This is a genomic window from Amycolatopsis sp. N2S4-7 (assembly GCF_058119595.1).
Genome location: NZ_CP172299.1, coordinates 9116347 through 9142240, shown reverse-complemented (window position 1 = coordinate 9142240; position 25894 = coordinate 9116347). Strand labels below are relative to the sequence as shown.

22 protein-coding genes are annotated in these 25894 nt (G+C 73.2%); 7 read left to right on the top strand and 15 right to left on the bottom strand.

Features of this window, described 5'->3' with window-relative positions; translation table 11 throughout:
• Positions 1-3: 3 nt before the first annotated feature.
• Both ACH54P_RS42965 and ACH54P_RS42960 read left to right on the top strand, forming a co-directional pair.
• A complete protein-coding gene (locus ACH54P_RS42965) occupies positions 4-393 on the top strand; it encodes a PPOX class F420-dependent oxidoreductase (RefSeq protein WP_489909039.1) in 390 nt (129 codons plus the stop codon).
• Positions 390-674: a putative quinol monooxygenase gene (locus ACH54P_RS42960; protein ID WP_489909038.1), complete on the top strand. Its 285-nt coding sequence runs from the start codon at positions 390-392 to the stop codon at positions 672-674. Before ACH54P_RS42965 ends, ACH54P_RS42960 begins: the two co-directional genes overlap by 4 nt.
• Here the strand turns inward: ACH54P_RS42960 and ACH54P_RS42955 are convergent.
• Positions 644-1243: a TetR/AcrR family transcriptional regulator gene (locus tag ACH54P_RS42955; protein WP_489909037.1), complete on the bottom strand. Its 600-nt coding sequence runs from the start codon at positions 1241-1243 to the stop codon at positions 644-646. The two genes, ACH54P_RS42960 and ACH54P_RS42955, sit on opposite strands and share 31 nt — an antisense overlap.
• 61 nt (positions 1244-1304) lie before the next feature.
• Here ACH54P_RS42955 and ACH54P_RS42950 point away from each other — a divergent pair, with 61 nt between their 5' ends.
• Positions 1305-2015: an SDR family oxidoreductase gene (locus ACH54P_RS42950; protein ID WP_489909036.1), complete on the top strand. Its 711-nt coding sequence runs from the start codon at positions 1305-1307 to the stop codon at positions 2013-2015.
• 94 nt (positions 2016-2109) lie between these two features.
• Here ACH54P_RS42950 and proB read toward each other — a convergent pair whose 3' ends face one another.
• The 5 genes from proB to ACH54P_RS42925 form a co-directional block, all read right to left on the bottom strand.
• Entirely contained in the window at positions 2110-3216 is a 1107-nt protein-coding gene (proB, locus tag ACH54P_RS42945) for a glutamate 5-kinase (RefSeq protein ID WP_489909035.1), read from the bottom strand.
• A complete protein-coding gene (gene obgE, locus ACH54P_RS42940; protein ID WP_489909034.1) occupies positions 3213-4667 on the bottom strand; it encodes a GTPase ObgE in 1455 nt (484 codons plus the stop codon). The genes proB and obgE overlap by 4 nt, the downstream gene beginning before the upstream one ends.
• A 116-nt stretch (positions 4668-4783) precedes the next feature.
• On the bottom strand, positions 4784-5041 hold the full coding sequence (rpmA, locus tag ACH54P_RS42935; protein WP_489909033.1) for a 50S ribosomal protein L27: 258 nt from the start codon (positions 5039-5041) through the stop codon (positions 4784-4786).
• 41 nt (positions 5042-5082) lie between these two features.
• Entirely contained in the window at positions 5083-5397 is a 315-nt protein-coding gene (gene rplU / locus ACH54P_RS42930; RefSeq protein ID WP_003067132.1) for a 50S ribosomal protein L21, read from the bottom strand.
• A gap of 176 nt (positions 5398-5573) precedes the next feature.
• Positions 5574-8504, bottom strand: a complete 2931-nt coding sequence (locus ACH54P_RS42925; protein ID WP_489909032.1) for a translation initiation factor IF-2 N-terminal domain-containing protein — start codon at positions 8502-8504, stop codon at positions 5574-5576.
• 539 nt (positions 8505-9043) lie between these two features.
• On the opposite strand from ACH54P_RS42925, the gene ACH54P_RS42920 reads away from it, so the two are divergent.
• Entirely contained in the window at positions 9044-10471 is a 1428-nt protein-coding gene (locus tag ACH54P_RS42920; protein WP_489909031.1) for a S8 family peptidase, read from the top strand.
• Positions 10472-10476: 5 nt separating this feature from the next.
• On the opposite strand, the gene ACH54P_RS42915 is transcribed toward ACH54P_RS42920, so the two are convergent.
• The 7 genes from ACH54P_RS42915 to ACH54P_RS42885 all read right to left on the bottom strand — a co-directional run bounded on the left by ACH54P_RS42915 (position 10477) and on the right by ACH54P_RS42885 (position 19582).
• Complete coding sequence (locus tag ACH54P_RS42915) at positions 10477-11298, bottom strand: ABC transporter permease (protein WP_489909030.1); 822 nt, start codon at positions 11296-11298, stop codon at positions 10477-10479.
• Positions 11298-12104 carry an ABC transporter permease gene (locus tag ACH54P_RS42910; protein ID WP_489909029.1) on the bottom strand — a complete coding sequence of 269 codons (807 nt, stop codon included), beginning with the start codon at positions 12102-12104 and terminating at the stop codon, positions 11298-11300. Before ACH54P_RS42910 ends, ACH54P_RS42915 begins: the two co-directional genes overlap by 1 nt.
• 289 nt (positions 12105-12393) lie before the next feature.
• A complete protein-coding gene (locus tag ACH54P_RS42905) occupies positions 12394-13350 on the bottom strand; it encodes an ABC transporter ATP-binding protein (RefSeq protein ID WP_489909028.1) in 957 nt (318 codons plus the stop codon).
• A gap of 30 nt (positions 13351-13380) precedes the next feature.
• On the bottom strand, positions 13381-16680 hold the full coding sequence (locus ACH54P_RS42900) for a phosphodiester glycosidase family protein (RefSeq protein ID WP_489909027.1): 3300 nt from the start codon (positions 16678-16680) through the stop codon (positions 13381-13383).
• A gap of 105 nt (positions 16681-16785) precedes the next feature.
• Positions 16786-17511 carry a maleylpyruvate isomerase family mycothiol-dependent enzyme gene (locus ACH54P_RS42895; RefSeq protein ID WP_489909026.1) on the bottom strand — a complete coding sequence of 242 codons (726 nt, stop codon included), beginning with the start codon at positions 17509-17511 and terminating at the stop codon, positions 16786-16788.
• Between the two features lie 53 nt (positions 17512-17564).
• Complete coding sequence (gene ndk, locus ACH54P_RS42890) at positions 17565-17975, bottom strand: nucleoside-diphosphate kinase (protein ID WP_364564059.1); 411 nt, start codon at positions 17973-17975, stop codon at positions 17565-17567.
• A gap of 59 nt (positions 17976-18034) precedes the next feature.
• Positions 18035-19582, bottom strand: coding sequence for an alkaline phosphatase D family protein (locus ACH54P_RS42885; RefSeq protein WP_489909025.1), 1548 nt, complete (start codon positions 19580-19582; stop codon positions 18035-18037).
• Between the two features lie 122 nt (positions 19583-19704).
• On the opposite strand from ACH54P_RS42885, the gene ACH54P_RS42880 reads away from it, so the two are divergent.
• The 3 genes from ACH54P_RS42880 to ACH54P_RS42870 all read left to right on the top strand — a co-directional run bounded on the left by ACH54P_RS42880 (position 19705) and on the right by ACH54P_RS42870 (position 23845).
• Positions 19705-22062: a penicillin acylase family protein gene (locus tag ACH54P_RS42880; RefSeq protein WP_489909024.1), complete on the top strand. Its 2358-nt coding sequence runs from the start codon at positions 19705-19707 to the stop codon at positions 22060-22062.
• A 599-nt stretch (positions 22063-22661) separates the two neighbouring features.
• On the top strand, positions 22662-23537 hold the full coding sequence (locus ACH54P_RS42875) for a hypothetical protein (RefSeq protein ID WP_489909023.1): 876 nt from the start codon (positions 22662-22664) through the stop codon (positions 23535-23537).
• On the top strand, positions 23534-23845 hold the full coding sequence (locus ACH54P_RS42870; protein ID WP_489909022.1) for an ArsR/SmtB family transcription factor: 312 nt from the start codon (positions 23534-23536) through the stop codon (positions 23843-23845). Before ACH54P_RS42875 ends, ACH54P_RS42870 begins: the two co-directional genes overlap by 4 nt.
• 3 nt (positions 23846-23848) lie before the next feature.
• Here ACH54P_RS42870 and ACH54P_RS42865 read toward each other — a convergent pair whose 3' ends face one another.
• On the bottom strand, positions 23849-24238 hold the full coding sequence (locus ACH54P_RS42865) for a DUF4233 domain-containing protein (RefSeq protein ID WP_489909021.1): 390 nt from the start codon (positions 24236-24238) through the stop codon (positions 23849-23851).
• Positions 24235-25890 carry a bifunctional tetrahydrofolate synthase/dihydrofolate synthase gene (gene folC, locus ACH54P_RS42860; protein WP_489909020.1) on the bottom strand — a complete coding sequence of 552 codons (1656 nt, stop codon included), beginning with the start codon at positions 25888-25890 and terminating at the stop codon, positions 24235-24237. Before folC ends, ACH54P_RS42865 begins: the two co-directional genes overlap by 4 nt.
• Positions 25891-25894: the final 4 nt, after the last annotated feature.

The following is a 25894-nucleotide window of genomic DNA, read 5'->3' as shown; positions in this document are numbered from 1 at the left end:
ACTGTGGAACTGCCTGGCGACCTGCTCGCCCTGCTGCGCGAACCGAGCCTCTGCTTCCTGGCGACGTCGATGCCGGACGGCTCGCCGCAGCTCACCCAGACCTGGGTGGACACCGACGGCACGCACGTCCTCGTCAACACCGTCCTGGGCCACCAGAAGCAGCGCAACCTCGAGCGTGACCCGCGGGTGGCGCTCAACGTCGCCGACCGCGACCGGCCGTCGCGCTACTACGCGATCCGCGGCCGCGTGCTGGAGATGACCGAGGACGGCGCGGTCGAGCACATCGAGAAGCTGGCGCAGCGCTACCTCGGCGGCCCGTACCCGTGGTGGGGCGGGCGGGACCAGACCCGGGTGCTGCTCACGATCAAACCGGATCGGATCACGCCGTCATGATCATCGTCGCCGGCTGGCTCGCCGTCGCCCCCGAGGCGCGGGCCGCCTACCTCGCAGGCTGCACCGAAGCCGTGCGGCTGGCGCGCGAAGCGCCCGGCTGCCTCGAGTACGCGCTGGGCGCGGACCTGCTCGACCCCGGCCGGGTGACGGTGTACGAGCGCTGGGAGTCCGACGAGGACCTCGAGCGCTTCCGCGGGTCCGGGCCGTCGGCCGAGCAGGCGGCGCGGATCCTCGACGCGTCGGTGGCGCGCTACCGCATTTCGGCGGTCGAGGCGCCCTGATCCGCTAGCAGCGCCACCAGTTCGCCGGCCAGGCCGCGGCCGACCGGCTCCCGCGTCGCGAGGAGCCGGTACCAGAGCGTGCCGAACACGACGTCGATCACCGTGCCGGGCGCGACGCGCGCGGGCAGTTCGCCGCGCTCGCGGGCGCGGTCGACGATCGTGCCCAAAGCGTCCCGGCGGCGGAAGAGGAAGTCCTCGCGGAACCGCTTGCCGAACTCCGGGTCGAGCTGCGCCTGCGCCATCAGCGCCCGGAGCGTGTCCGCGACCTGGTCCTTGTCCCCGAGTTCGAACGTGCTGTCCAGGAAGCGGGCCAGGTCGGCGCGGAACGACCCCTCGTCGGGGATCCGGATCTGCAGGTCCGCCTTCGTCGCGAGCGCGTCCAGCAGGACGTCGGCCTTCGAGGGCCACCAGCGGTAGATCGTCTGCTTGCCGACGCCGGAGCGCGCCGCGATGCCTTCGACGGTCAGGGCGCCGTAGCCCGCCTCCGCGACCAGTTCGAGCGTGGCGGCGAGGATCGCCAGCCGGCTCTGCTCACTGCGCTTGCGGCCGGGACGGGACTGGTCGGTCATGGGATCCGATGGTAGCGTTCATTTTGAAACGAGACGTACCGGTTCGAAATGAGGAACAAGCATGAGCATCGCTCTCGTCGCCGGCGGCACGTCGGGCATCGGCCTGGCGACCGCGCGACGGCTGCACGCCCGGGGTTACGACGTCCACATCATCGGGCGCGGCAAGGAACGTCTCGACGACGTCGCCGCGAGCGACCCGCAGCTGACGGGGCACCAGGCCGACGGCGGCGACGCTGTCGCGATGGCCGCGCTGGCCGAGTCGCTGGGCACGGTCGACGTGCTGGTGGTGAGCCTGTCCGGCACCGAAGGCCTGGGGCCGATCGCCGAACTGGACCTCGCGACGCTGCGCCGGGCCTTCGACGCGAAGTTCTGGGCGCACCTGACCACGATCCAGGCGGTCCTGCCGCACCTGGCCGCGGACGGGTCGATCACGCTGCTCAGCGCGATCACCGCCCGGGCCGCGATGGCCGGCACGGCCGGGATCGGCGCGCTCAACGCGGCGGTCGAAGCGCTGGTCAAGCCCCTGGCGGTGGAACTGGCGCCGCGGCGGGTCAACGCCGTTTCGCCGGGGGTCGTCGACACGGCCTGGTGGAGTGGTTTCCCGGCGGAGATGCGGGAGGGGTTCTTCGCGCAGACGGCGGCGGCCATCCCGGCTCGGCGCGTGGCGACGGCCGACGACGTGGCCGAGGTGGTGACCCTCGCGGCGACGAACGCCAACCTGACCGGCACGGTACTGGAAGCCGACGGCGGTGCCCGGCTGGTCTCGGTGTGATCAGCGGGGCATCACGCGTGACCGGGAAGGCATCACGCGTGATTGAGGGGGCATCACGGCGATGCCCGGCGGATCACGCGTGATGTCTGGCGGGTCAGCGGCGCAGGGGGACCAGGTTGTCGGCGTGCACGACCTCGCGGCGCTGCTCCGCCGGGAGCTCGGGTGTTGAGCGGCCGATGAGGTCCGGCAGCTCCGTCGCGTCGAAGGCGACTACGCCGCGGGCCACCGGGCGGTCCTTGGCGTCGACCAGGTCGACCACGTCGCCGGCCTGGAACTCGCCCTCCACGCCCGTGATCCCGGCCGCCAGCAGGGACCGGCGGCGGACCACCGCGGTCACCGCGCCGTCGTCGAGGCGGAGCTTGCCCGTGGTGTCCGCCGCGTAGCCGAGCCAGAACCGGCGGGCCGAGAGGCGGGTGTCCGCGGGGGCGAAGGCCGTGCCCGGGGAAGCCGTCGTCAGCGCGGCCGACGCTTCCGACGCCGCCGCGAGCAGGACCGGGATGCCCGCTCCGGCCGCCGTGCGGGCGGCCGCCAGCTTGGACACCATGCCGCCCGTGCCCAGGCCGGAGCTCGACATGCCGACCGCGATCCCGTCCACATCGGACTCCGACAGGACCTCGGTGAGCTTGCGGGTGGCGCCCTGGCGGGGGTCGCCGTCGTACAGGCCGTCCACATCGGACAGCAAGAGCAGCGCGTCCGCGCCGATCAGGTGGGCCACCAGGGCCGCCAGGCGGTCGTTGTCGCCGAAGCGGATCTCCTCCGTGGCCACCGTGTCGTTCTCGTTGACCACCGGGACCGCGCCGAGCGCCAGCAGCCGCGAAAACGTCCGCTGCGCGTTCCGGTAGTGCGAGCGGCGGACGACGTCGTCGGAGGTGAGCAGCACCTGCCCGACCGTCAGCGAATACCGCCCGAACGACTCGGCGTAGGCGTGCGCCAGCGCCAGCTGCCCCACGCTCGCCGCCGCCTGCTGGGTCGCGAGGTCCTTCGGCCGCTTGCCGAGCGAAAGCGGAGCGAGTCCGGCGCCGATCGCGCCCGAGGACACGAGCACGATCTGCGTTTCCCGGGCCACGCGCTCGGCGATCGCGTCGACCAGCGCGTCCAGGCGGGCGACGTCGAGGCCGCTGCCCGCACTGGTCAGCGCCGACGAGCCGACCTTGACCACCAGCCGCCGGGCCCCGGCAATGGCCTCGCGGGTGCCGCTCACTCGTCGACGTCCAGGTCGTCGAACTCGCCCGTGCCGTCCCGCCGGATCCGGCGGGCTTCCTTGCGCTCGGCCGCGCCGATGCGGTCGTTGCGCTCGAGCCGGACGTCGGTGCCGCGGCCGGACAAGTGCATCGCGACGCTCGGCGTCGACGGCTCCCACTCGAACTGGACGTCGCCGATCGTGACCGGGCTGCCCGGCCGCGCGCCGAGCTTCGCCAGCTTGTCCTCGACGCCGAGGCGGTTGAGCCGGTCGGCCAGGTAGCCGACGGCCTCGTCGTTGCCGAAGTCGGTCTGGCGGATCCACCGCTCCGGCCGGGAGCCGCGCACGATGAACGCGCCCTCCTCCTCGGGATCGACGTCGACGGTGAACCCGGAGTCGTCGACGGCCAGCGGCCGCAGCACGATCTTCTCCGGCTCCAGCACCGGCTGCGCCTCGCGGTACTGCTCGACGACGGCGGCCAACGCGAACGTCAGCTCGCGCAGCCCCTTGCGGGAAGCGGTCGAGACTTCGAAGACGCGCAGGCCGCGGGCCTCGAACTCGGGGCGGACGAACTCGGCGAGCTCGGCGGCCTCGGGGATGTCGATCTTGTTGAGCACGACCACACGCGGCCGCTCCTCGAGCTTGCCGCCCAGGCCCGGCGTGTACTTGGCGAGCTCCGCCTCGAGAGCGTCCACATCGGACAGCGGGTCGCGGCCGGGCTCCAGCGTCGCGCAGTCGACGACGTGCACCAGCACCGCGCAGCGCTCGATGTGGCGGAGGAAGTCGAGCCCCAGGCCCTTGCCCTCGGACGCGCCGGGGATCAGCCCGGGCACGTCGGCCATCGTGAACACCGTGTCGCCGCCGGTGATGACACCGAGGTTCGGCACCAGCGTGGTGAACGGGTAGTCGGCGATCTTCGGCTTGGCCGCGGACAGCACCGAGATCAGCGACGACTTGCCGGCGGACGGGAAGCCCAGCAGGCCGACGTCGGCGACCGACCGCAGCTCCAGCACCAGGTTGCGGCTTTCGCCCGGCTCGCCCAGCAGCGCGAAGCCGGGGGCCTTGCGGGCCTTCGAGGACAGTGCGGCGTTGCCGAGCCCGCCCCGGCCGCCCTGCGCGGCGACGAACGTGGTGCCCGGGCCGATCAGGTCGGCGACCATCTCGCCGTCTTCGGTGAACACGACGGTGCCGGACGGCACCTTCATCACCAGGGACTCCCCCGCCGCGCCCGCGCGGTTGCCGCCCTGGCCCATCTTGCCGCTGCCGGCCTTGGCGTGCGGGCGGAAGTGGAAGTCGAGCAGGGTGTGCACGTTGGGGTCGACGACCAGCAGGACGTCGCCGCCGTTGCCGCCGTTGCCGCCGTCCGGGCCGCCGAGGGGCTTGAACTTCTCGCGGTGCACCGAGGCGCAGCCGTTCCCCCCGTCACCGGCGGTCAGGTGGATGACCGCTCGGTCCACGAATCGGGACGCCATGACTTGCCTCACTTCACTCAACACTGCGACGAAAAGGGTACGAACAAAACAAACGAGGGGTGGCACCGGATATTCCGGCCCCACCCCTCGTCAGAGGTCTAGATCGAAGCCGAAACTCAGGCTTCGACCGGCACGATGTTGACCGTCTTGCGGCCACGCTTCTCGCCGAACTGGACCGCACCGGTGGCCAGCGCGAACAGCGTGTCGTCGCCGCCACGGCCGACGTTCACGCCGGGGTGGAACTTGGTGCCACGCTGGCGGATGAGGATCTCACCGGCGTTGACCTGCTGGCCGCCGAAGCGCTTGACGCCGAGGCGCTGCGCGTTCGAGTCACGACCATTGCGGGAGCTGGACGCACCCTTCTTGTGAGCCATGGCTCAGCCCTCTTTCTGAAAAAGCAGATCCGGAAAAGTTCTTACAGGGAGATGGCGGTGACCTCGACGCGGGTCAGCTTCTGCCGGTGACCCTGACGCTTGTGGTAGCCCGTCTTGTTCTTGAACTTGTGGATCCGGATCTTCGGACCCTTGGTCTGCTCGACGACCTTGCCGGTGACCGAGACCTTCGCCAACGCGTCGGCGTCCGTGGTGACATCGCCACCGTCGACGTACAAAACGGCGGGGAGGATGTGCTCGGTGCCCGGCTCGCCCTCGAGCTTCTCGACCTCGACGACGTCGCCGACGGCCACCTTGTACTGCTTGCCGCCGGTCTTGACGATCGCGTACGCCGACACGGAAGTCTCCTGCATTACTCGACAATGGGTGGGGGCTCCGCGCGATCGGCCCACCTCCGGAAAGGTGGTCCTGGACTCACGCAGGCGACCTGCTCTGGTGGCAGGCCGTACTACAGGTTACGTGGGGTGCCCCGGTGCGTTACCACCGGGGTCCCCCAAGTAGTTCACTCAGTCGTTCACTGGCTCTGGTCCGAGGCGTGCACCGGCGGACCCGCCGGCCGCGACGCCGCCCGGCGCGGACGGCGCCGGGTGGGGCGCACGGCCGGTTCGGGCACGCTGACCTCGGGTTCGGCGACCGGCTGGGCGGCCTCCGAAGACTCGTTGACCGGCACTTCCGCCGGCTCCGGCGCCGAGGTCCGCTCGACCGGCGGCTCCTCCAGCGGCACCGGCGTCTCGTCCGCCTCGGTGGTCACCGGGACGTCCGCGACCTCCGTGGCCGGCTCGACGGCTTCCTCGCGCGGCTCGGTGACTTCGGCGGCTTCCGCCGTGTCGGTCACCTCGGGAGCGGGCCCGTTGCCGTTCAGCGCGCCGTGCTCGTGCGGGTGCTCCTTGGCGGCCTTCGAGGCGTTCGCCATCGCCGCCACCGCGGACGCGATCGATTCGCGCTTCTCCGGCGGCGGAACCGCGTGCACCTCGGCCTTGGCGGCTTCGGCCTGCTCCTTGGCGGCTTCCTCGCCCTTGCCGCGGCCCCGCGACCGGCGGGAGCTCTTCTCCCCGCCGCCGCTGCTGCTGCCGCTGTTCCCGCCGTTGCCGTTCCCGCCGTGGGAGTGCGAGCCGCCGCCGGTGCGCTGCACCTCGGTCGAGACGAGCACGCCCCGGCCCTTGCAGTGCTCGCACGGCGTCGAGAACGCCTCCAGCAGGCCCGTGCCGATCTTCTTGCGGGTCATCTGCACCAGGCCGAGCGAGGTGACCTCGGCGACCTGGTGGCGGGTGCGGTCGCGGCCGAGGCACTCGGTGAGGCGGCGCAGCACGAGCTCGCGGTTGGACTCGAGCACCATGTCGATGAAGTCGATCACGATGATGCCGCCGATGTCCCGCAGCCGGAGCTGGCGGACGATCTCCTCCGCCGACTCCAGGTTGTTGCGGGTCACCGTCTCCTCGAGGTTGCCACCCGATCCGGTGAACTTGCCGGTGTTGACGTCGATCACCGTCATCGCCTCGGTGCGGTCGATGACCAGGTAACCCCCGGAGGGCAGCCAGACCTTGCGGTCGAGCGCCTTGGTGATCTGCTCGTCGATCCGGTGGTCGGCGAACGCGTCGCCGGTGCCGGTGTAGCGCCTGAGCCGCTCGGTCAGCTCCGGGGCGACGTGCCGGACGTAGTCGTTGATGGTCTCCCACGACCGGTTGCCCTGGATCTCGAGCTTGGTGAAGTCCTCGGTGAAGAGGTCACGCACGACCTTGACCAGCAGGTCGGGCTCTTCGTAGAGCATGGTCGGCGCGCCGCCCTTCTTGCCGGAACCGGCGGCGGCCTTCTCCTTGATGGCGTCCCACTGCGCCTTCAGGCGGTCGACGTCGCGGCCCAGCTCCTCCTCGCCGATGCCCTCGGAGGCGGTGCGGATGATGACACCCGCGTCCTCCGGGACGATCCGCTTGAGGATGTCCTTGAGCCGGCGGCGCTCGTTTTCCGGCAGCTTGCGGGAGATGCCGGTGGCGCCGCCCGCGGGCACGTAGACGAGGAAGCGGCCGGGCAGCGAGATCTGCGTGGTCAGCCGGGCGCCCTTGTGCCCGACCGGGTCCTTGGTGACCTGCACCAGCACCGAGTCGCCGGTGGACAGCGCCTGCTCGATCTTGCGGGCCTTGCCCTCCAGGCCGGCGGCGTCCCAGTCGACCTCACCGGCGTAGAGCACGGCGTTGCGGCCGCGGCCGATGTCGATGAACGCGGCTTCCATGCTCGGCAGCACGTTCTGGACGCGGCCGAGGTAGACGTTGCCGACGATCGAGCCGGAGCCCGACTGCGTCACGAAGTGCTCGACCAGCACGCCGTCCTCGAGCACCGCGATCTGCGTCGAGTCGCCCTTTTCGACGACGACCATCGTGCGCTCGACCGACTCGCGCCGGGCCAGGAACTCGGCCTCGGACAGGATCGGGGCGCGGCGGCGGCCCGCCTCGCGGCCGTCGCGGCGGCGCTGGCGCTTGGCTTCCAGCCGGGTCGAGCCGCGCACGCTGCGCACCTCGTCGCGAGCCGGGCGCTCACGCTCGGCTTCGGCGGCCTTGGCCTGGCGGACGTGCGTGACCGTGTTCGGCGGGTCGTCCGGGGTGGCGGTCTCGGCGTCGTCGCCGTCCGAGCCCTTGCGGCGGCGACGGCGGCGACGGCGCTTGCTGCCGCCCTCACCCTCGTCGGTGTCGCTGTCGGAGTCCGCGGCTTCCTCGGCCTCTTCGACGTCCGCTTCGTCCTTGACGGGCTTTTCGTCCCCGTTGCGGGAGCGGCGGCGCGGCTCTTCGGGCTGCTCGTCGTCGGTCTCGGCGGTGTCGTCGCCCCCGTCGGCGCCCTTGCCGCGGCCACGGCCACGGCGGCCGCGGCGGCGGCGACGCCGGCTGCCGGCGTCCTCGCCGTCTTCGTCGAGGTCGGCGGCCGGGGTGGTGTCCTCGGCCTCTTCCTCCGCGAGCTCGGGCTCCGGGCGGCGCGGCTCCGGGCGGGGCTCCGGCTCCGCGAACGGGTCCGCCGGCTTGCGGGCCGGCTTGGCCGCCGCGGGCTCCGGCGGCAGGAAGACCGGCGACGGCGCGGCGAACACCGGCAGGTGCGCGCGCGCCTTCTGCCGCGGCCGCGGCTTCTCGGCCTCGGCGGCCGGCACCTCCGGCACCTCGGGCACCGGCGGCGCCGCGGGCTCGGCCTGCCGGACCGGCTCGGCGGCCGGGGCTTCTTCGACGTCGCCGGGCGCGAAGGCCTCGGCCACCTTGAGCGCCACTTCCCTGGTCACGCTCGACTGCGCGCTCCGGACGCTTTCGCCCAGCTCGGCCAGCTTCGCGAGGACGTCCCGGCTGTGCGACTCGAGCAGCTTGGCCAGCGCGTGCACCCGGATCCGGGCGGGCAGGTCGGCCAGCGGGCCGGTCGCGGGTGTGGCGGGATTCCCGCCGGTGTGCTCGGCGGGTGTTTCCGCGTTCGACATGTGTCTCCTCCGCCCCCGGGCGCGTCTGCCGGTTCTCACCGGCAGGGACGCGGCCGCGCAGGGGCCCCTTTCTGTTCGTTCCGCCGTGGTGGTCACCAGCGGCGGGAATCCTGGCCCGACGACCGGGCGCCGCACCACCGACTCCGATGGCGCACAACCCGGTCAAAGGTCTGCTCGGCGGCGTGCGTGGCCAGGCTGTCGCGACCCCCGGGCCGCCCGCCACGTCGTCCAGCCGCCCGCTCCCGGGCGGCGACGCGCGTCGTGCTGTACATGCACATCACCGGGCCACAGCGCCGCAGGCAGCACCTCTCACGTGCGCCCCGCGGCCCAGCGGCCACCCCGAGTATCCCACACCGGGTGACCGCGCCGGTGTACTCGGTACCTCCGCCCACACCGCCGGGCGCGCCGCGGGCCCCACCGGCCGGGGGAACTTGGCCGTAGCGCTTGTCCGCCGGGCACGGGGTGGCTACCGTGCGGCTCGGGGTGACCGGGATCTCGCGCGCCGGCACCCGCGGTTCCTGCATCCGGTGGGAGGTCCGGTGTCCCTGCTGGCGCGGCCGCTGCGGGCGGCCGTGTGCACCGTCCTGGTGCTTTCGGGATGCGTCACCGCCGGAGCGGCGGCGGCCGGCGAGCCCGCCTGCGGCCACGGCCGGAGCCTGCGCTACGTCGTCACCTTCGACCGCGGCACCCCCGAGGCCACGGCCCGCGCCCAGGTCGAGGGCGCGTGCGGCGCCACGACCGTCTACTACCCGCAGATCGCCGTCGCGGTCGCCACCTCCGGCGACCCGGGCTTCGGCGGCCGCATCGGGCTCGACCGGGCGTTCAGCGCCCAGGCCGAGCGGCTGGCCGCCCAGCGCGCCACCGACTCGGCGAAGCCGCAGCCCACCCGGGCGACGCTGCCGGTGACCGACCCCGAGAAGGTGCCGCGCGCGGACCTGAGCGCGCAGCAGTGGGACATGCGGATGATCAACGCGGGCCCCGGCCGGGCCGTCCCGGAGGGCAGCCACGACGTCGTCGTCGGCGTGCTCGACTCCGGCATCGACCCGCGCCACCCGGACCTGAGCGACGCCCTCGACCGCGACGACTCCGCCGGCTGCCTGACCGGCGCCCCCGACCGTTCGCCCTCGGCCTGGGCGCCGACGACGTCGGTGCACGGCACGCACGTCGCGGGCATCATCGCCGCGGCCGACGACGGGCACGGGGTGACGGGGGTGGCACCCGGGGTGCGCGTGGCGTCGGTGAAGGTGATCGACGACCGCGGCTACGCCGACCCCGAGGCCGCGGTGTGCGGGCTGATGTGGGCGGCCTCACGGCACATGCGGCTGACGAACAGCAGTTTCTTCGTCAACCCGTGGTCGCTGTCGTGCATCCGCGGCAACGACCGCGGGGTGGTGCACGAAGCGCTGGCCCGGGCGGTGGAGTTCAGCACGTCGGCCGGCACGCTGAACGTCGCGGCGGCGACCAACGAGGCGGTCGACCTCACGCCGTCGGCCCGGTCCGGCTCCCCCGGGGCGGGCAGCGGCTGCGAAGCCCTGCCGGCCGCGCTGCGGGACGTCGTCGCGGTGTCCGCGGTCGGCGCCGACCGGGTGAAGGCGGGCTACAGCTCCTACGGGCTGGGCGTGATCGATGTCACCGCGCCGGGCGGGGAGTCGGGCGAGTGCGTGCTCTCGACGGTGCCGGGCGGGTACGCGCCGCTGTGCGGGACGTCGATGGCGGCGCCGCACGTCACCGGGGTGCTTGCGCTGCTGGCGTCGGCGGCCCCGGACGCCCGGCCGCGGCAGCTGCGCCGGACGCTCGACGCGCAGGCGATGCCGATGCCGTGCCCGGCGGACTACGACCTCACCGGCGACGGGCTCCAGGACGCCTACTGCGCCGGGTACGAGGGGTTCAACGGCTTCTACGGGCACGGGATGGCGGACGCGCGGGCGGCGGCCGGGCCGCGGGGACGGCCCGACCCGGCCCGGTGACCGGCTCACGTGAGCAGGAGCTTGGCGATCCGGCGGGTCGACGCGTACAGGCCCACGGCTCCCAGGACCACCAGGTAGGCCAGGTTGCCGAGCATGCCGGGTGACAACAGGCCCGTCGCCAGCCCGCGCATCAGCTCGATCGCGTGGTAGAGCGGGAGGCACCGCACCACCCACTGCAGCGCGTCCGGGTACACCGACAGCGGGAAGAACGTCGTGGCGAACAGGAACATCGGCGTCAGGACCAGCTGGATGTAGTCGAACTGCGCCGTGGAGCGCAGGTACGTCACCAGCGCCATGCCGATCGCCGAGAAGGCCAGGCCCACCAGCAGCGCCGCCGGGACCATCAGCAGCGCCCACCACGACGCCAGCAGCCCCATCGCCGCCGCGATGGCGAGGAACGCCACCGCGTAGAGGCCGCCGCGCGTGATCGCCCAGCCGATCTCGCCGAGCGCCACGTCCAGCGGGCCGATCGGGGTCGCCAGCATCGCGTCGTACAGCTTCGCGTAGCGCAGCTTGAAGAACAGGTTGTACGTCGACTCGAACACGGCGCCGTTCATCGCCGACGTCGCCAGCAGCGCGGGCGCCACGAACGCGACGTAACTCATCGGCCGGCCGTCGGGGCCGGCCACCTCGGTGACCAGCTTGCCGAAGCCGAGCTGGAACGCCAGCAGGTAGAGGAACGGCTCGACCGCGCCGGACAGGAAGATCAGCCAGCCGTTGCGGGCGACCATGACCGAGCGCTCGACGAGCATGCGGGCGCGGCCCGCGTACAGCCCGGGCGGCAGGATCCGCAGCACGAGACCGGCACGAGCGGGGACGTCCACCATCAGACCACCAGCCTCCGGTAGAAGGCCCGGTGCGCGAGCGCCCACCCGGCCGCGAACAGAGCCGCCAGCACCGCGAAGTGGCCGAGCATCGCCCAGCCGCCGACCCCGCCGATGCTCACGCCGCGGGCCAGCTGGGTGCCGTGCCACAGCGGGGAGATCCAGGCCAGCCAGCGGATCCCGCCCGGCAGCTGGGAGGTCGGGAAGAACGTGCCGGAGAACAACGTCATCGGCATCACGACGAAGCGGAAGATCAACCCGAACCGCTGGCCCTCGTCGAAGGTCCGCGCGGCCAGCGCGGCCATCGGCGTGGTGCAGGCGAGCCCGGTGACCGTGCCCGCGACGACGACCAGCACCACCCCGGGGCCGGTCCAGGCGCCGAAGAACATCGCGACGAACGCGTAGATCGCGCCGGCCAGCGTCAGCCGCATGGCCGACCAGATCAGGTGGCCGCCGAAGACCTGGCCCGGCGACACCGGGGTGGCCGTGACGGCGAGGTAGTCCTTCTGCCACTTGAACCCGGACAGCACCGGGTAGCTCGACTCGCCGACCGCCTGCTGCGCGGCCCCGGCGGCCAGCATCGCGGGCGCGATGTACTGCAGGTAGGACAGCCCGCCGGTGACGGCGCCGGGCCGCACCTGCGAGCCGAAGCCGAGGCCCATCGCGGCGAGGAAGAGCACCGGCTGGAGCCCGGTGGAGTAGAGGGTGGACACCCAGTGACGGCGGTACCAGGTCCAGTACCCCTCGACGCGCAGCCAGGCGCCGTGCCACTTGCCGACGACCCGGCCGGTGGATTCGACGGTGGTCATCGCCGCTCCCGGTGGAGGTCGGGGTGGCCGCGCCACGGCGCGGTGCGGCGATGACTCGGCCTGCCGCCGGCCGCGGCGTGGCGACGGGCGGGCAGTGGTCCACGCTCAGCGCCGCGGGTGGGGCAGGCGGCCAGAGGTCCACGCCCGCCACCGGCCACGGTGAGGCGGGCGGGCAACGGTCTGCGGCCGCCGCCGCGGGCGGGCAACGATCCCTGCCCTCCGCGGGCGGGCAACGTTCCGCTCCCGCCGCCGGTGAGGCGGCCGGGCTGAGCTGCGCGGTATCCGGGCATCAGTCCACCAACGTCCGGCCGGTCAGCCTGAGGAACACGTCCTCCAGGGAGCTGCGGCGCACCAGGCTCGACAGCGGGCGCGCGCCCCGCGAATGCGCCCGCTCGAGCGTGTCCTCGCCGTCGTCGCTGTAGAGCAGGACCCGGTCCGGCAGCACCTCGATGCGCTCGGCGAGCCCTTCGACCTGCTGGGCCGCCGCCACCTGCTCGCCCGTCGGGAACCGCAGCTCGACCACTTCGCGCGTCGAGTACCGGCTGATCAGCTCGGCGGGCGAACCTTCCGCCGCGATGCGGCCGTGGTCCATCACCACCAGCCTGTCGCACAGCTGCTCCGCCTCGTCCATGTAGTGCGTCGTCACGATCAGCGTCGTGCCCTGGGCCTTCAGCCGGAACAGCCGGTCCCACAGCAGGTGCCGGGCCTGCGGGTCGAGCCCCGTCGTCGGCTCGTCGAGCAGCAGCAGCTCCGGGTCGTTCACGAGCGAGCGCGCGATCGTCAGCCGCCGCTTCATGCCACCGGACAGCGGGTCGACCTTGTCGTCGGCCCGGTCACCCAGCTGGGCGAACTCGAGCATTTCCTCGGCCTTGCGCCGGGCCGCCGCCCGCGACAGCCCGAAGTACCGCCCGTAGATCAGCAGGTTCTCCCGGACGGTCAGCTCGACGTCCAGGTTGTCCTGCTGCGGCACCACGCCGAGGCGCGCGCGGATCCGCGGCCCGGCCACGTCCGGGTCGGCACCGAGCACGCGCAGTTCGCCGTCGGTCCGCGGCGACACGCACGCGATCATCCGCATCGTCGACGACTTCCCGGCGCCGTTCGGGCCGAGGAAGCCGAACGCCTCCCCGCGCCGCACTTCGACGTCGATCCCGCGCACGGCCTCGAACTCGCCGAAGCGCTTCACCAGTGCCTTGGCCTGCACCAGGGCCGGTCCCCGCTCCTCCGATTCGTCCACGCTCCGCACCATAGGACCGGGCACCGACAAAAACCGAACGGATTAGCCCCGAACCGTCACGACGAGCGTCCGCGTCACCCCGTTGACCGTCACCGACAGCCGCGCGACGCCCGGCCGCAACGCGGTCAGCACGCCGGTCGACGGGTCGAACGCGACGACGCCCCGGCCGACCGTCCAGTCCGCGCTGACCGGGTACGCCACCGGCACGTCCCGGGTGCCCTGCCGCAGCGTCGCGCGGACGTCGGCGCGAGCACCGCGCGCCAGTTCCGCAGGACCCGTGACGGTCAGCGAGTCGACGTTCGGCCGCGTCTCGAACCGCACCGGCCGGGCGCGGTCCGCCGGGTCGACGCGCAGCAGCGTCCAGCCGACGAACCCGCCGTCGCCGGGCGCGGCCGCGGGCGCCTTGCCCGAGTTGCCGTTGACCAGGTACGGCACGCCGTCGACCCGCGACAGCGAGAACACGCCGGCGTGGGAGGCCACCGAGGCGGCGGGCTTGCCCGAGGCCTGCTCGAACCCGGTCAGCCACTGGGTCAGCAACGTCGCCTCCTTCCGGTCGCCGAGCTGGGAGTTCCCGGTCGGGCTCGGGTCCTTCACCGGGTGGTGCATGGCGACGACAACCCCGTGGATCGACCGGTCCGAAGCCGCGGAGTCGAGCGCCGAGCGCAGCATCCGGACCTGGTCGAACCCGCCGGCCCGCAGCGAACCGCGCGAGGAGTCCAGCAGCACCAGCCGGATGCCGTGGACGTCGACGACGCGGTGGGTCTCGCCGAAGGCGGCCTGGAAGTTGGCGAGGCCGTTGCCCGCCTCAGCTTCATGGTTGCCCGGCACGTAGTACCAGGGCACCTTGCCGTCCAGCTCCTCGGTGATCACCGCGCGAGCCAGCACGAAGTCGGGCGCCGTGCCGCGGTCGACGAAGTCGCCGTTGATCAGCACCAGGTCCGGCTTCGCCGCGACGGCTTCGCGCAGCGCCCGCCGGGCCTGCGCGACCAGCGGGCCCGTGGGGTCGTCCGCGGTGAACTGGGCGTCGCTGACGACCGCGACGCGCAGGCCACCCGCGAGGGTGCCGTCGGTGACCAGCGCCGGGTCGCGCGGAGCCGGATCCGCGGGGACGGACGTCGTGGGCGCCACCTCGAAGGTCAGGTTGTCGAACACCAGCCGGCCCTCGTACTGCTGGTCCGGCACGTTTTCCACGGCGTAGAAGCGCGTCAGGCGCTGGCCGTCGGGCAGCCCGGCCGGGACCGCAGCGGTGACGTACCGCCAGCCCGTCCAGTCGACGCTCAGCGCAAGATCCACAATGGACGCGACGTTCGCCGCGTCGCGCAGTTCCGCCCGCAGCCACGCGCCCTTGCCGTCGCCGTTCACCCACAGGCCGATCTTCTGGGTGCCGGCCGGGACGGGCAGGGCCGCCGACGGCGTGACGTACGCGGCGCGCGTGGCGGTCGTGCCGGTGAGCCGGTAATCCAACGCGAGCCCGGCGCCGCCGTCGCGCCCGGGCGCCGCCGACAGTGCCGCGCCGACGACCGCCGGGAACACCGTGGCCGTCCAGCCCGCCGGACCGTCCAAAGGAGACGCGACCTGCGGCACGGTGCCGACCGACGCGGCCAGGTGCGTGGTCAGCCCGGCTGCCGCCGCGGTGATGGCGGTCGCGCCGGAGGAGGTCAGCGCCGTCACCGCGTACCCGTCCCCCGACGGCTCGACTTTCACGACGGAGTGGTCGTAGTCGAGCTTGACGTCGTCGGGCTCCAGCCAGGTGCCGTAGCCGTCGGTGTCGTAGCCGTAGACCTTGAACGTGCTCTTCGCGCCCACGGCCGACAGCGCGACCTGCTCGGTGCTCGTACCGAGCCGGACCGGTTCGCCCAGCACGGAAAGCGTCGTCTTGCCGGACGCGCGACCGGACTTCGCGACGACGTCGATTTCGCCCGCGTTGTGGCCCGTGACGACCCCGTGGGTCACGGTGGCCCGCCGCGGGTCGGACGTGCTCCAGCGCGGGTCGGCGGCCACCGCGGCGCCGGTTTCGTCGTGGCCGTCGGCGACCAGGTGCCGGGTCAGGCCGGACAGCACGCGGTTCGCGTCGGCCGTCGCGACCGCGGGCGCCGGAGCGAAGCCGGTGAGCCGGCCGCTGCCCGGCACGGTCGCGAAGCCGATCCCGTTGGGCACCAGCCGTTCCCCGCCGTCGGACGGCGCGTTGCGGACGCTCGGCGCGGCTTCGCCCTCTTCGCGTGCCAGGAGCGTCGACGAGCCGCCGCCATCGAGGTTGATCGCGTCGTCGGCGCCGAGGCTCTTCAGGTGCCGGGCCAGTTCCAGCTCGGTCATCCCGCGGCTGTCGGCCTGCCGTCCGTCCACAGTGGCCAGCCAGAGTTTCGTGCCGTCGGCGGAGAACCCGACCGCGGTCCGCGGGTGCATGGCCACGTTGTCGACCGGCTGCACGACGCCGTCGCGGAGCAGGACTTCGTTGCCGCCCACCGCGACCGCGATCTTCCCGGCGTCCGAGCGCGGCGCGTACGTGACGCCCACCGGGTCACCCGGCTTGAGCGCCGCGAGGGCGTCGGCCCCGGCTTCGCGAGCCAGGAGCAGGGTCGTGCCCGCCGCGATGGGACCGGTCGCGGGCTGCTCGCGCGTGGCGGTCACGACCCCGTCGCGCAGCTCGACCTCGCGCACCCGGGACGCTCCGGCTACCGAGGTCGCGCGGCCGGAGGCACCCCACAACGGCGTGTAGACGCCGATCGCGTCCTGGCCGAGGACCGGGCTGTTGAAGTTGGTCGCCTTCGCGGTACCGCCGGGCAGCGTCACGGTGGCTTCGAGGAAGACCGAAGCCAGCTGCGCCTTGCCTTCGCCGGTGATCGACGCGGTGAGGTTGTGCCCGGCGGCGGGTGCGGTCTGCAGCTGCCCGCGGTCGATGCCGACGCCGATCGGCGCGCCGGTGGCGTTGATGTCGAAGAAGTCGCCGTTGACGCCGGCGACCGCGCCAGTCCGGGCGACCTGCTGCGAGAGGGGCGTGCGCGCGGAAACCGTGCCGGGGCTGAGGTAGGCGGGGCGGAGCACCTTGCTGCCCAGGTCGACCGTGAGGGTGTCGCCGCGGATCCAGCCTGCCGGGTCGAACCGGTCGAACTGGGTGAGGTTCAGCCCCGGCGCGACCTCGGTGGTCGCGCTGCCGGTGACGAGCCCGTCGTCGGGGTCCGCGGCGGCGAAAGTGGTCACGCCTTCGCGGGCCGACGACGCGGCGGGCGCGGCCTCGACCGGCGGCGTGCCGAGCGGTGCCGCGAGGGGGCCGGCGTGGGCGGGAACGACGAACGCCGTCGCGAAGAGCGCGGCGAACGGCAGCAGAACGCGTGACTTCTTCACCAGGTACCCCGGTATCGAGTGAGAGTGAGCCGGACCAGCACAGCGCAGTGGCACGGCCGGGGGAAGACTTCCCGGTGAACGCCGCCTGAATGGTCTAGAACACCCTCAGGGCGTCAGGGGCGCGGCCAGCAACGCGGCCGCGGCGGCCCCCTCGGTGCGGGGGTCCGGGCCGGTGCGCTTCCACAGCCGCAGCAGGAGATCCCGGGCGGGCGCTTCGACGCTCGCCCCGTCCGAAGCGGCCGGGCCGAGGGCGGGCGGCTCGCCGGGGTGGACGGTCCAGACATCGCCGGTGTCGGTGGCGCGCAGGGAAACCGGCCCGGGCAGCTCGGGCACGGCGTGCCACCGGGTCACGCGCGGCAGGAGGGTGCCGAGGACCTCGTCGACGCCGTCCGCGGCCACGGCCGGGTCGAGGGTGAAGGCGGTGCCCGCGGCGCTGTGCGCGTCGGCGAGGTGCACCGCCGTCTCGTGCACCTGGCGGCGGAACCAGAACGCCTTCGTCTTGGCGGTACCGCCGAAGTGCCAGCAGGGGTCCCCGGGAGTGGCCCGCTCGAGGGCGTCGAGCAGGAGCCGCGCGCTTTCGGCGTACCAGGACGCCAGGTCGGCGCCCGGGCCGTCCTCGAAGTTCTGCCGCTGCACCTCACCGGTCGTGACGACCGTGGCGGCCCAGCGGTGGACGTTCCCGAGGTGCGTCCCGAGGTCTGCCAGGGTCCACCCGGCGCAGTCCGGCACGGTTGCCGCCGGGTCGGCGGTGCGCAGGACGCCGGCGAAGCCGTCGGTCAGCTCGCCCAGCACCGGGAGGTAGCCGCGGGCCGGGAACGGCATCGTGGTCATGGTGGCTCCGAAACGGGAACCGGGGCCACGCTCGCGCGTGGCCCCGGTGACGATCACAGGTCGGGGAACCAGAGCTTCAGCTCGCGCTCGGCCGACTCCGGCGAGTCCGAGCCGTGGACCAGGTTGAACTGGGTCTCCAGCGCGAAGTCGCCCCGGAGGGTGCCCGGCGTGGCCTTCTCGACCGGGTCGGTGCCGCCGGCCAGCTGGCGGAACGCCGCGATGGCGCGCGGGCCCTCGACGGCGAGCGCGACCAGCGGGCCCGACGTGATGAACTCCAGCAGCTCGCCGAAGAACGAACGCTCCTTGTGCTCGGCGTAGTGCTCCTCGGCCAGGGCCCGGGGGACGGTCCGCAGCTCGAGGGCGGCGAGCTTGAGGCCCTTGCGCTCGATCCGCGAGATGACCTCGCCGACGAGGCCGCGCGCGACGCCATCGGGCTTGACCAGGACCAGCGTGCGTTCAGTCACGACGGTGTTTCTCCTTGTTGGGGTTGCGTGTCGGTGCGCGCGAGCCTAGCCGACCCTTCTCAGCGGCCCTGCGGGTGCAGCTTCTTCGACCACAGGGACGCCCCGGTGGCGTCGCGCAGGTCCACCGTGAGGTCGCCGCTCGCGCCGTCGACGTTCAGCTCCCCGAAGTGCTGGAAGCCGTCGATCGGGGCCGTGTTCGCCGTGGGCGGGGCGTGCACGAAGACGGCTTCCGGGCCGAACGTCGGGTCGAGCTGGTTGGGGCCGAACGCGCCCGCGTTCAGCGGTCCCGAGACGAACTCCCAGAACGGGTCGAAGTCCTGGAACGCCGCGCGGTCGGGCGAATAGTGGTGCGCCGCCGTGTAGTGGACGTCCGCGGTCAGCCAGACGACGTTGCGCACGCGACGGCGCTGGATCTCCCGCAGCACCCAGGCCAGCTCGGTTTCGCGGCCGCCGGGCGCGCCCGGGAGGTTGTTCGCCACGGCTTCGATCGCGGTGCCGTCCGGGACGACGAGGCCCAGCGGCATGTCCGCCTGGACGATCTTCCACGTCGCGGTGCTGCGGCCGAGCGCGTCGGCCAGCCAGCGGGCCTGGGCGTCGCCGAGGATGTGGCCCGGCTTGGTCTGGTCCGCGGTGTTGGCGTCGCGGTAGGTCCGCATGTCCAGCACGAAGATCTCGACGCGCGAGCCGTAGCTGAAGCTGCGGTAGACGCGGCCGTCGACGGCCTGGCGCGAGTCGATCGGGTGCCATTCGTGGAACGCCCGGTACGCCCGCGGCGCGAGTACGTCGACGCGCTTCTCGGTGTAGGCCGGGTTGTCGAGGATCTTGCCCGGGTACCAGTTGTTGAGCACCTCGTGGTCGTCCCACTGGACGTAGGAAGGCACCTGCGCGGCGAAGCGCTTGAAGTTCTCGTCGAGCCGGTTGTAGGCGTGCTGGCCGCGGAACTCGTCGAGCGTCTCGGCGACCTTCGCCTTCTCCGGGGTGACGACGTTGCGCCACGTCCGGCCGCCGGGCAGCGAGACGGTCTCCGTCAGCGGGCCGTCGGAGTACACCGTGTCGCCGCTGTGCAGGAACAGGTCCGGGCGGCGGGCGGCCATCGCGGAGAAGATCGTCATCCCGCCCAGGCCGGGGTTGATCCCCCAGTTCTGGCCGACGACGTCGCCGGACCACAGGATCCGGGTGTCGCGGCGGCCCACCGGCGCGGTGGCGAAGCGGCCGGTCAGCGGCTCGCTCGTGGTGCGCCCGTCGAGCGCCTCGGCCGTGACGCGGTAGTGGTACTCGGTGCCCGGCCGGAGAGCGGCGACGCGCACGCTGCCGGTGCCGCCGCTGTCCGGGCCCACGAGCGGGCCGGGCACCCGGCGGGCGTGCCGGAACGACGGGTCCCGCGCGATTTCGACGACCAGCCGTGACGGCCGGTCCGCGCGCGACCAGACGATGGCGGAGCCCGGCGTGACGTCGCCGGACTGGACGCCGTGGGTGAGCACCGGCCGGCCCCCGCGCACGAGCGGGACGGCGGCGAAGGCCGTCGACGGCAGGGCGAGCGTGGCGGCGGCGCCGGTGAGGCCGGCCTTGAGCAGCGTGCGGCGGGAGTGGTGGGTCGGTTCGGTCATGCGCGGTTTCTATCCCGCCCCGGCCAACGCCGGCTTGCGCGCGGATGAACGAACATTGCGGTTTTCCCCATTACCGGCGGAGGTCGCCGTCGGTAGCTTGGTGATCACGACAAGGGGGTCAGATGAGACGATTCACGAAATCCCTCGCCGTCCTCACGGCGGCGCTTTCGATCACCACGCTTGGCACGGGCGTCGCTTCGGCGGGCCAGGAAGGCAGCTCGAAGGCCGTCCTCCGGTACACCGAGCACGGCGTCCCGCACATCGTCGCGAAGGACTTCGCCGGGCTCGGCTACGGATACGGCTACGCGGCGGCGACCGACAACGTGTGCGAGCTCGCGAACATCTACCTGACGGTGAGCGCGCAGCGGTCGAAGTACCTCGGCCCGGAGGGCGGCGGCTACCCGTCGCTGTCCGAGGCGGCGAGCAACCTGCACAGCGACCTGTTCTTCCAGCGGATCAACGATTCCGGCGTCATCGAGAGGCTGGTCGCGCAACCCGCGCCGATGGGGCCACGCCGCGAAGTCCGGGAGATCGTTTCCGGCTACGTCAAGGGCTTCAACGCCTACCTCGCGCGCACCGGCCGGTCCGGGATCTCCGACCCGGCCTGCCACGGCGCGGACTGGGTGCGGCCGATCACCGAGCAGGACTTCTACCGGCACTTCTACGCCATCGCGGTCACCGGTGGCCAGGGCGTGGTCACCGAAAGCCTGTTCACCGCGCCGCCGTCCGGTGCCACGCCGGCCCCGGGCACCGCCGCTCAGCTCTCCGACAGCGTCCGGCAGGCGCTCGGCGGGAGCGGGCTCGGCAGCAACGGCATCGCGATCGGCGCCGAGTCGACCGCGGCGGGCCGGGGCAGCGTGCTGCTCGGCAACCCGCACTACCCGTGGCAGGCCGGGCGGCGGTTCTGGCAGAGCCAGCTGACCATCCCCGGCAAGTTCGACGCCGCCGGCGCGAGCCTGCTCGGGATGCCGTTCGTCCAGATCGGGCACACCGCCGATGCGGCCTGGACGCACACGGTGTCCACGCCCGTGACGTTCGGCCTCTTCGAAGTGCCCCTGAAGCCGGGCGATCCGACAACCTACCTCGTCGACGGCAAGCCGGAGAAGATGACGTCCCGCGAGGTCACGGTCCAGGTGCGCCAGGCCGACGGCTCGCTGAAACCGGCGCGCCAGACGTTCTGGTCGACCCGGTACGGGCCGGTGATGGGCGACTTCCAGGGCGTTCCGCTGCCGTGGACGACGAAGTCGGCGTACGCGGTGCGCGACGCCAACGCGACGAACCTGCGCGGGCTGAACACGTGGTTCGAGCTCGACCAGTCCCGCAGCACGGCCGACGTCGTCCGCGCCCTGAGCCGCACCCAGGGCGTCCCGTGGGTCAACACGATCGCCACCGACCGGGCGGGCAACGCGCTCTACGCCGACATCCAGGTCGTCCCGCACGTCACCGACGAACAGGCGAAGGTGTGCAGCACTCCCTTGGGGCAGGGGACGTTCGAGCAGGTCGGACTGGCCATTTTGGACGGATCGAGGTCGTCGTGCCAGTGGGGTTCCGACCCCGGCGCGCTCGAACCGGGCATCTTCGCGCCGTCGCGGCTTCCGCAGCAACAGCGCCGGGACTACGAGCTGAACACCAACGACAGCGCCTGGCTGGCGAACGCCCGCGCGCCCATCACCGGGTACCCGCACATCGTCGGGGACCTCGGCACCGAACGCTCACCGCGCACCCGCGAGGCCCTGCTCACGGCCGAAAAGGGCGGGTTCACCACGGAGTCGATGAAGAAGATGCTCTTCGCCGACCACAGTCTGTTCGCCGACCTGACGGCGGCGGACCTGGCGAAGCTGTGCGCGTCGTTCCCGGGCGGCCAGGCGCCGTCGTCGTCCGGCCCGGTGCCGGTCGGGCCGGCGTGTTCCGCGCTGGCGAACTGGGATCACACGTACACGCTGGACACCCGCGGCTCGCTGCTGTTCCAGCGGTTCGCCGCACGGCTGGGCGACGTGCCCCGGTTCACGGTGCCGTTCGACCCGAAGGCGCCGCTGACCACACCGAACACGCTCAACTCGGCGAATCCCGACGTCCAGAAGGCGTTCGGGGACGCGCTGGTGGAGCTCCGCACGGCGGGACTCGCCCCGGACGCGCGGCTGCGGGACGGCCAGGCGGTCACGCGCAACGGCGAGCGCATCCCGATCCACGGCGCGCCGGGCTTCCTGGGCGTGCTCAACGTGATGACGCCGGTGTGGGACCCGGCACGCGGGAACGTCGAGGTCCAGCACGGGTCGAGCTACATCCAGGTGGTCGGGTTCAGCGGGCACGCGTGCCCGGACTCCTCGACGTTGCTGACGTATTCGCAGTCGGCCAACCCGAAGTCGCCGTACTTCAGCGACCAGACGAAGCTCTACAGCCGCGGCGAGTGGGTGAAGGAACGCTTCTGCGAAGCGGACATCCTGCGCTCGCCGGCGTTGCGGATCGTCGTGCTGCGCTAAGCGGTCGCGGGCGGCGCCGCTTCCGCGGCGCGAGGGTGACCTCGAACCCGGCCGACGGCCTCGGGTCGCCGAGGGCGCTGCCGCCGAGCGGCAGTTCCGCGGGCGTGTAGCGCGGCGCCGGTCAGCCGGGCCGCAGGGCAGCCGGGCCGCAGGGCAGGCGGGCCGTCCGGCGTTCGGTCGGTCGGGCCGCCGGCGCCGCGGGCAGCCGGGCCGCGGGACCGCCGGGCCGCGGGGCCGCCGGGTGGTCGGTCAGCCGGGCGGCCGGGGCCGCCAGGCCGCGGGGCCTCGGGGCCCCGGGGCCTCCAGGCCGCAGGGCAGCGATGCCGCCGGGCCGCCAGGGCCGCAGGGCCGCGGGGCCGCCGAGTGGTCGCTCAGCCGGGCGGCCGAGGCCGCCAGGCCGCGGGGTCGCAGGACCGCAGGGCCGCGATGCCGCAGGGCAGCCGGGCCGCCCGGCGTTCGGTCGGCCGGGCCGACAGGGCCGCCGGGCCGCCGGGGGGTCGGTCAGCCGGGCGGTCCGGCCGCCGGCCAGCCGCTGGCTTCGCCCAAGACCACCCCCGAGCCGCTAGCACCATATCCGGATATGCGGACACAGTGCCGGGATGCGTGTTCTCGTGGTGGGCCAAGGCCCGGTGGCCCGGGTCTTGGCGACGTCCATGGCCGACGGTCACCAGGTCGGTTTCGCGGTGCGCGAGCGAACCGACGGCTCCCTGCTCGTCGAGAGCCGCCGGCTCCGCATCGCGGGCCCCGCCCGACGGCTTGAACGGCGACGCGTCGAGCTGACCGCGGCCGAGGACCCGGCACCGGGCTGGGACGCCATCATCAGCACCGCCTCACCCGCCGAGCCGGGAGTCTCCGAGCTGCTCGGCCGGTCGGCGGCGACAGTCGTCGCCGCGGTCACGCAGGCGCCGTCCGAAGTCGAGGTGCTGCGCGAGGTGGCGGGTGACCGGCCGTGGGGCCTGGTGGTCCCCGAGTTCTTCGCCGGCGGTGCCGAGCCGGTGTGGTGGTGGCAGCCGGGGCGGGTCCGGTTCACCGTTGCCGGTCCCGCGTCGGCTTCGCTGCGGTCCTTGTTCGCCCAGAACCAGCGGAGCTCACCTCTCGCGGCTCCGCTGGTGTCCGCGGCGGGCACGATGCCCGTCATCGCCGGACTGCACGCCGCGGGCTTCGACCTCGCCGCCGCTCGCCGGTCCGCAGGCACGCTCGCGGCCGCCGCGACCCAGGCGCGCGACGCGGTCGCGGCCGGGTTCGGCGGTCCGCGTCCGCGTCCGGTATCGCCGCACGCCGTGCGCGCCGCGGTGACGGTGCTCCCCCGCCTGGCGCCGTTCGACGTCCAGGGCTACCTCAGCGATCACTTCGGCGGGCACAGCGCGCAGACTGTCCGGATGCTGCGTGACTGGGTGGAGCTGGGACGCCGCCACGACCTCCCGACCGGCGAGCTCGAGCGCCTGCTGCACCCGGCTCTGGAGGTGGACGGATGATCGAGGACGCGCTCACCACGGCACTGCCTGTGCTGCGGGCGCTCGGCGAGGCGACCCGGGTGCGGATCATCGGGGTGTTCCTCGAGCGGGGCGGCTCCGCCACCGTCGGCGAGGTGCAGGCGGCGCTCGGGCTCCCGCAGTCGACGGTGTCGCGTCACCTGCGGATCCTGCTCGACGCCCGCCTGCTGACCGTGGGCCGGGCGGGCCCGCACCGGATCTACCGCCTCGACGTCCCCGCCGACGCCCTCGACGCGCTCGACGCCCTCACCACCCGGGTGCGCGAGTGCCAGGAGGCGCCGCACCCGTGAGCGTCACCGAGGGGGCTGCTGGCTCGCCAGGGTGCCGGCCGCCATGCGGCGGGCGACGTCGCGGCGCAGCCACAGCAGCCACAGCCAGACCGCCAGGAAGATCACGCCCAGCACGGTGATCGCCGGGAGCCAGAACACCAGCGCGATCAGCACCACCTGCAGCCCCAGGATCAGCGGCACCGCCCACGGCCGCTTGACGAATCCGCACGTCACCAGCAGCAGAACCGCGACCGCCAGCACGGTCCAGCCGGTGCCGGTGCCGATCCCGCCGCCCAGCTTGTTCACCACCGGCAGGGCCAGGGCGACCGTGATCGCCTCCAGGATCAGCGTCCCCGACATCACGCCGCGGAAGCCCTTCATCGGGTCCTTCGGCTTGGGGGTCTGCTCGCTCACGCCGGCTCCTTCCCGAACAGCGTGCGCGCCTCGCCCACAGTGACGACCGAGCCGGTGACCAGCACGCCGCCGCCGGCGAGGGGCTCCTCGGGGTCGTCGTTGGTCTCCACCAGCGCGATCGCCGTCTCGATCGCCGTCTCCAGGTCGGTCTCGGCGACGACGCGGTCTTCGCCGAACACCGAGATGGCCAGCTGGTTGAGCTCTTCCAGCGGCATCGAGCGCGGCGAGGAGTTGCGGGTGACGACGATGTCCGAGACGACCGGCTCCAGCGCGTCGAGGATGCCGTGGGCGTCCTTCTCGGCCATCACGCCGACCACCGCGACCAGGCGGCGGAAGGCGAACTCCTCGGCCACGGTCGTCGCGAGCGCGCGGGCGCCGTGCGGGTTGTGCGCCGCGTCGAGCAGCACCGTGGGCGCCGAGCGGACGCGCTCGAGCCGTCCCGGCGTCTCGACCTCGGCGAAGGCCTCGCGCACGGCCTCGGCGACCAGCTGCCGGTCCTTGCCCGCGCCGAAGAACGCCTCGACCGCGGCCAGCGCGAGCGCGGCGTTCGCGGCCTGGTGCGCGCCGTGCAGCGGCAGGAAGATCTCGTCGTACACGCCGCCGAGACCCTGCAGCTTCAGCAGCTGCCCGCCGACGGCGATCTCGCGTTCCAGCACGCCGAACTCGCTGCCCGCGCGGGCGACCGCGGCGTCGACCTCGACGGCGCGGTCCAGCAGCACCTTCGTCACCTCGGGGTCCTGCTCGCCGATGACGGCGACCGAGCCGGCCTTGATGATCCCGGCCTTCTCCTTCGCCGCGCCGAGGATGTCCGGGCCGAGGTATTCGATGTGGTCGAGGCCGATCGGCGTGATGACGGCGACGTCGGCGTCCGCGACGTTCGTGGCGTCCCAGGCACCGCCCAAGCCCGCCTCGAGGACCGCGGCCTCCACCGGCGCGTCGGCGAACGCCGCGAACGCCATCCCGGTGAGGATCTCGAACTTGCTCATCGCGACGCCGTCCGCGGCGGCACCGTCCACCATGGACACGTACGGCGCGATGTCGTTCCACAGCTCGGCGTAGCGGGCGGCGGAGATCGGGCGGCCGTCGAGCGCGATCCGCTCGGTGACCAGCTGCAGGTGCGGGCTGGTGTAGCGGCCGACGCGCAGGCCCATCCGGGTCAGCAGCGCGTCGATCATCCGGGCCGTGGAGCCCTTGCCGTTCGTGCCGGCGACGTGCAGCACCGGGTAACCGCGGTTCGGCTCGCCCAGCAGCTGCGTCAGCGCCGAAATCCGGGTCAGCGACGGCTCGATCTTCGTCTCCGGCCAGCGCTGGTTCAGCTCGGCCTCGACGGCCATCAGCTCACGCCGCGCCTCGGGGCCGTCCGGGCTGCCGTACACCTCGGGTTCGCCCTGGTCGTCGAGCTCGTGCAGCTCGGTGTCCTCGGGCACGGTCAGGTCGGGCACCGGGCCGGTGGCGAGGTTGTCGCCCAGCTGGCCGACGCCGCCGATCCCGCCGCGCGCGCCGCCGCCGGCTTCGAACGCGGTGTCCCGCGCGTCCAGCTCCGGGTCGTGGTCGTCCGAGTCCTCGTACCCCTGGGCACCCAGCTCGTCGACACCCGCGAAACTGTCCAGATCCGACAGGTCCGGCCTGCGACCTGTCTCATCCTGCGGCACTGAA

Bases quoted from the DNA above. Each gene is read 5' to 3' on its own strand.
- ACH54P_RS42960 (WP_489909038.1), top strand. From the start codon at position 390: ATGATCATCGTCGCCGGCTGGCTCGCCGTCGCCCCCGAGGCGCGGGCC.
- ACH54P_RS42955 (WP_489909037.1), bottom strand. From the start codon at position 1,243: ATGACCGACCAGTCCCGTCCCGGCCGCAAGCGCAGTGAGCAGAGCCGG.
- ACH54P_RS42950 (WP_489909036.1), top strand. From the start codon at position 1,305: ATGAGCATCGCTCTCGTCGCCGGCGGCACGTCGGGCATCGGCCTGGCG.
- obgE (WP_489909034.1), bottom strand. From the start codon at position 4,667: ATGGCGTCCCGATTCGTGGACCGAGCGGTCATCCACCTGACCGCCGGT.
- rpmA (WP_489909033.1), bottom strand. From the start codon at position 5,041: ATGGCTCACAAGAAGGGTGCGTCCAGCTCCCGCAATGGTCGTGACTCG.
- ACH54P_RS42925 (WP_489909032.1), bottom strand. From the start codon at position 8,504: ATGTCGAACGCGGAAACACCCGCCGAGCACACCGGCGGGAATCCCGCC.
- ACH54P_RS42915 (WP_489909030.1), bottom strand. From the start codon at position 11,298: ATGGTGGACGTCCCCGCTCGTGCCGGTCTCGTGCTGCGGATCCTGCCG.
- ACH54P_RS42910 (WP_489909029.1), bottom strand. From the start codon at position 12,104: ATGACCACCGTCGAATCCACCGGCCGGGTCGTCGGCAAGTGGCACGGC.
- ACH54P_RS42905 (WP_489909028.1), bottom strand. From the start codon at position 13,350: ATGGTGCGGAGCGTGGACGAATCGGAGGAGCGGGGACCGGCCCTGGTG.
- ACH54P_RS42895 (WP_489909026.1), bottom strand. From the start codon at position 17,511: ATGACCACGATGCCGTTCCCGGCCCGCGGCTACCTCCCGGTGCTGGGC.
- ACH54P_RS42885 (WP_489909025.1), bottom strand. From the start codon at position 19,582: ATGACCGAACCGACCCACCACTCCCGCCGCACGCTGCTCAAGGCCGGC.
- ACH54P_RS42880 (WP_489909024.1), top strand. From the start codon at position 19,705: ATGAGACGATTCACGAAATCCCTCGCCGTCCTCACGGCGGCGCTTTCG.
- ACH54P_RS42875 (WP_489909023.1), top strand. From the start codon at position 22,662: ATGCGTGTTCTCGTGGTGGGCCAAGGCCCGGTGGCCCGGGTCTTGGCG.
- ACH54P_RS42870 (WP_489909022.1), top strand. From the start codon at position 23,534: ATGATCGAGGACGCGCTCACCACGGCACTGCCTGTGCTGCGGGCGCTC.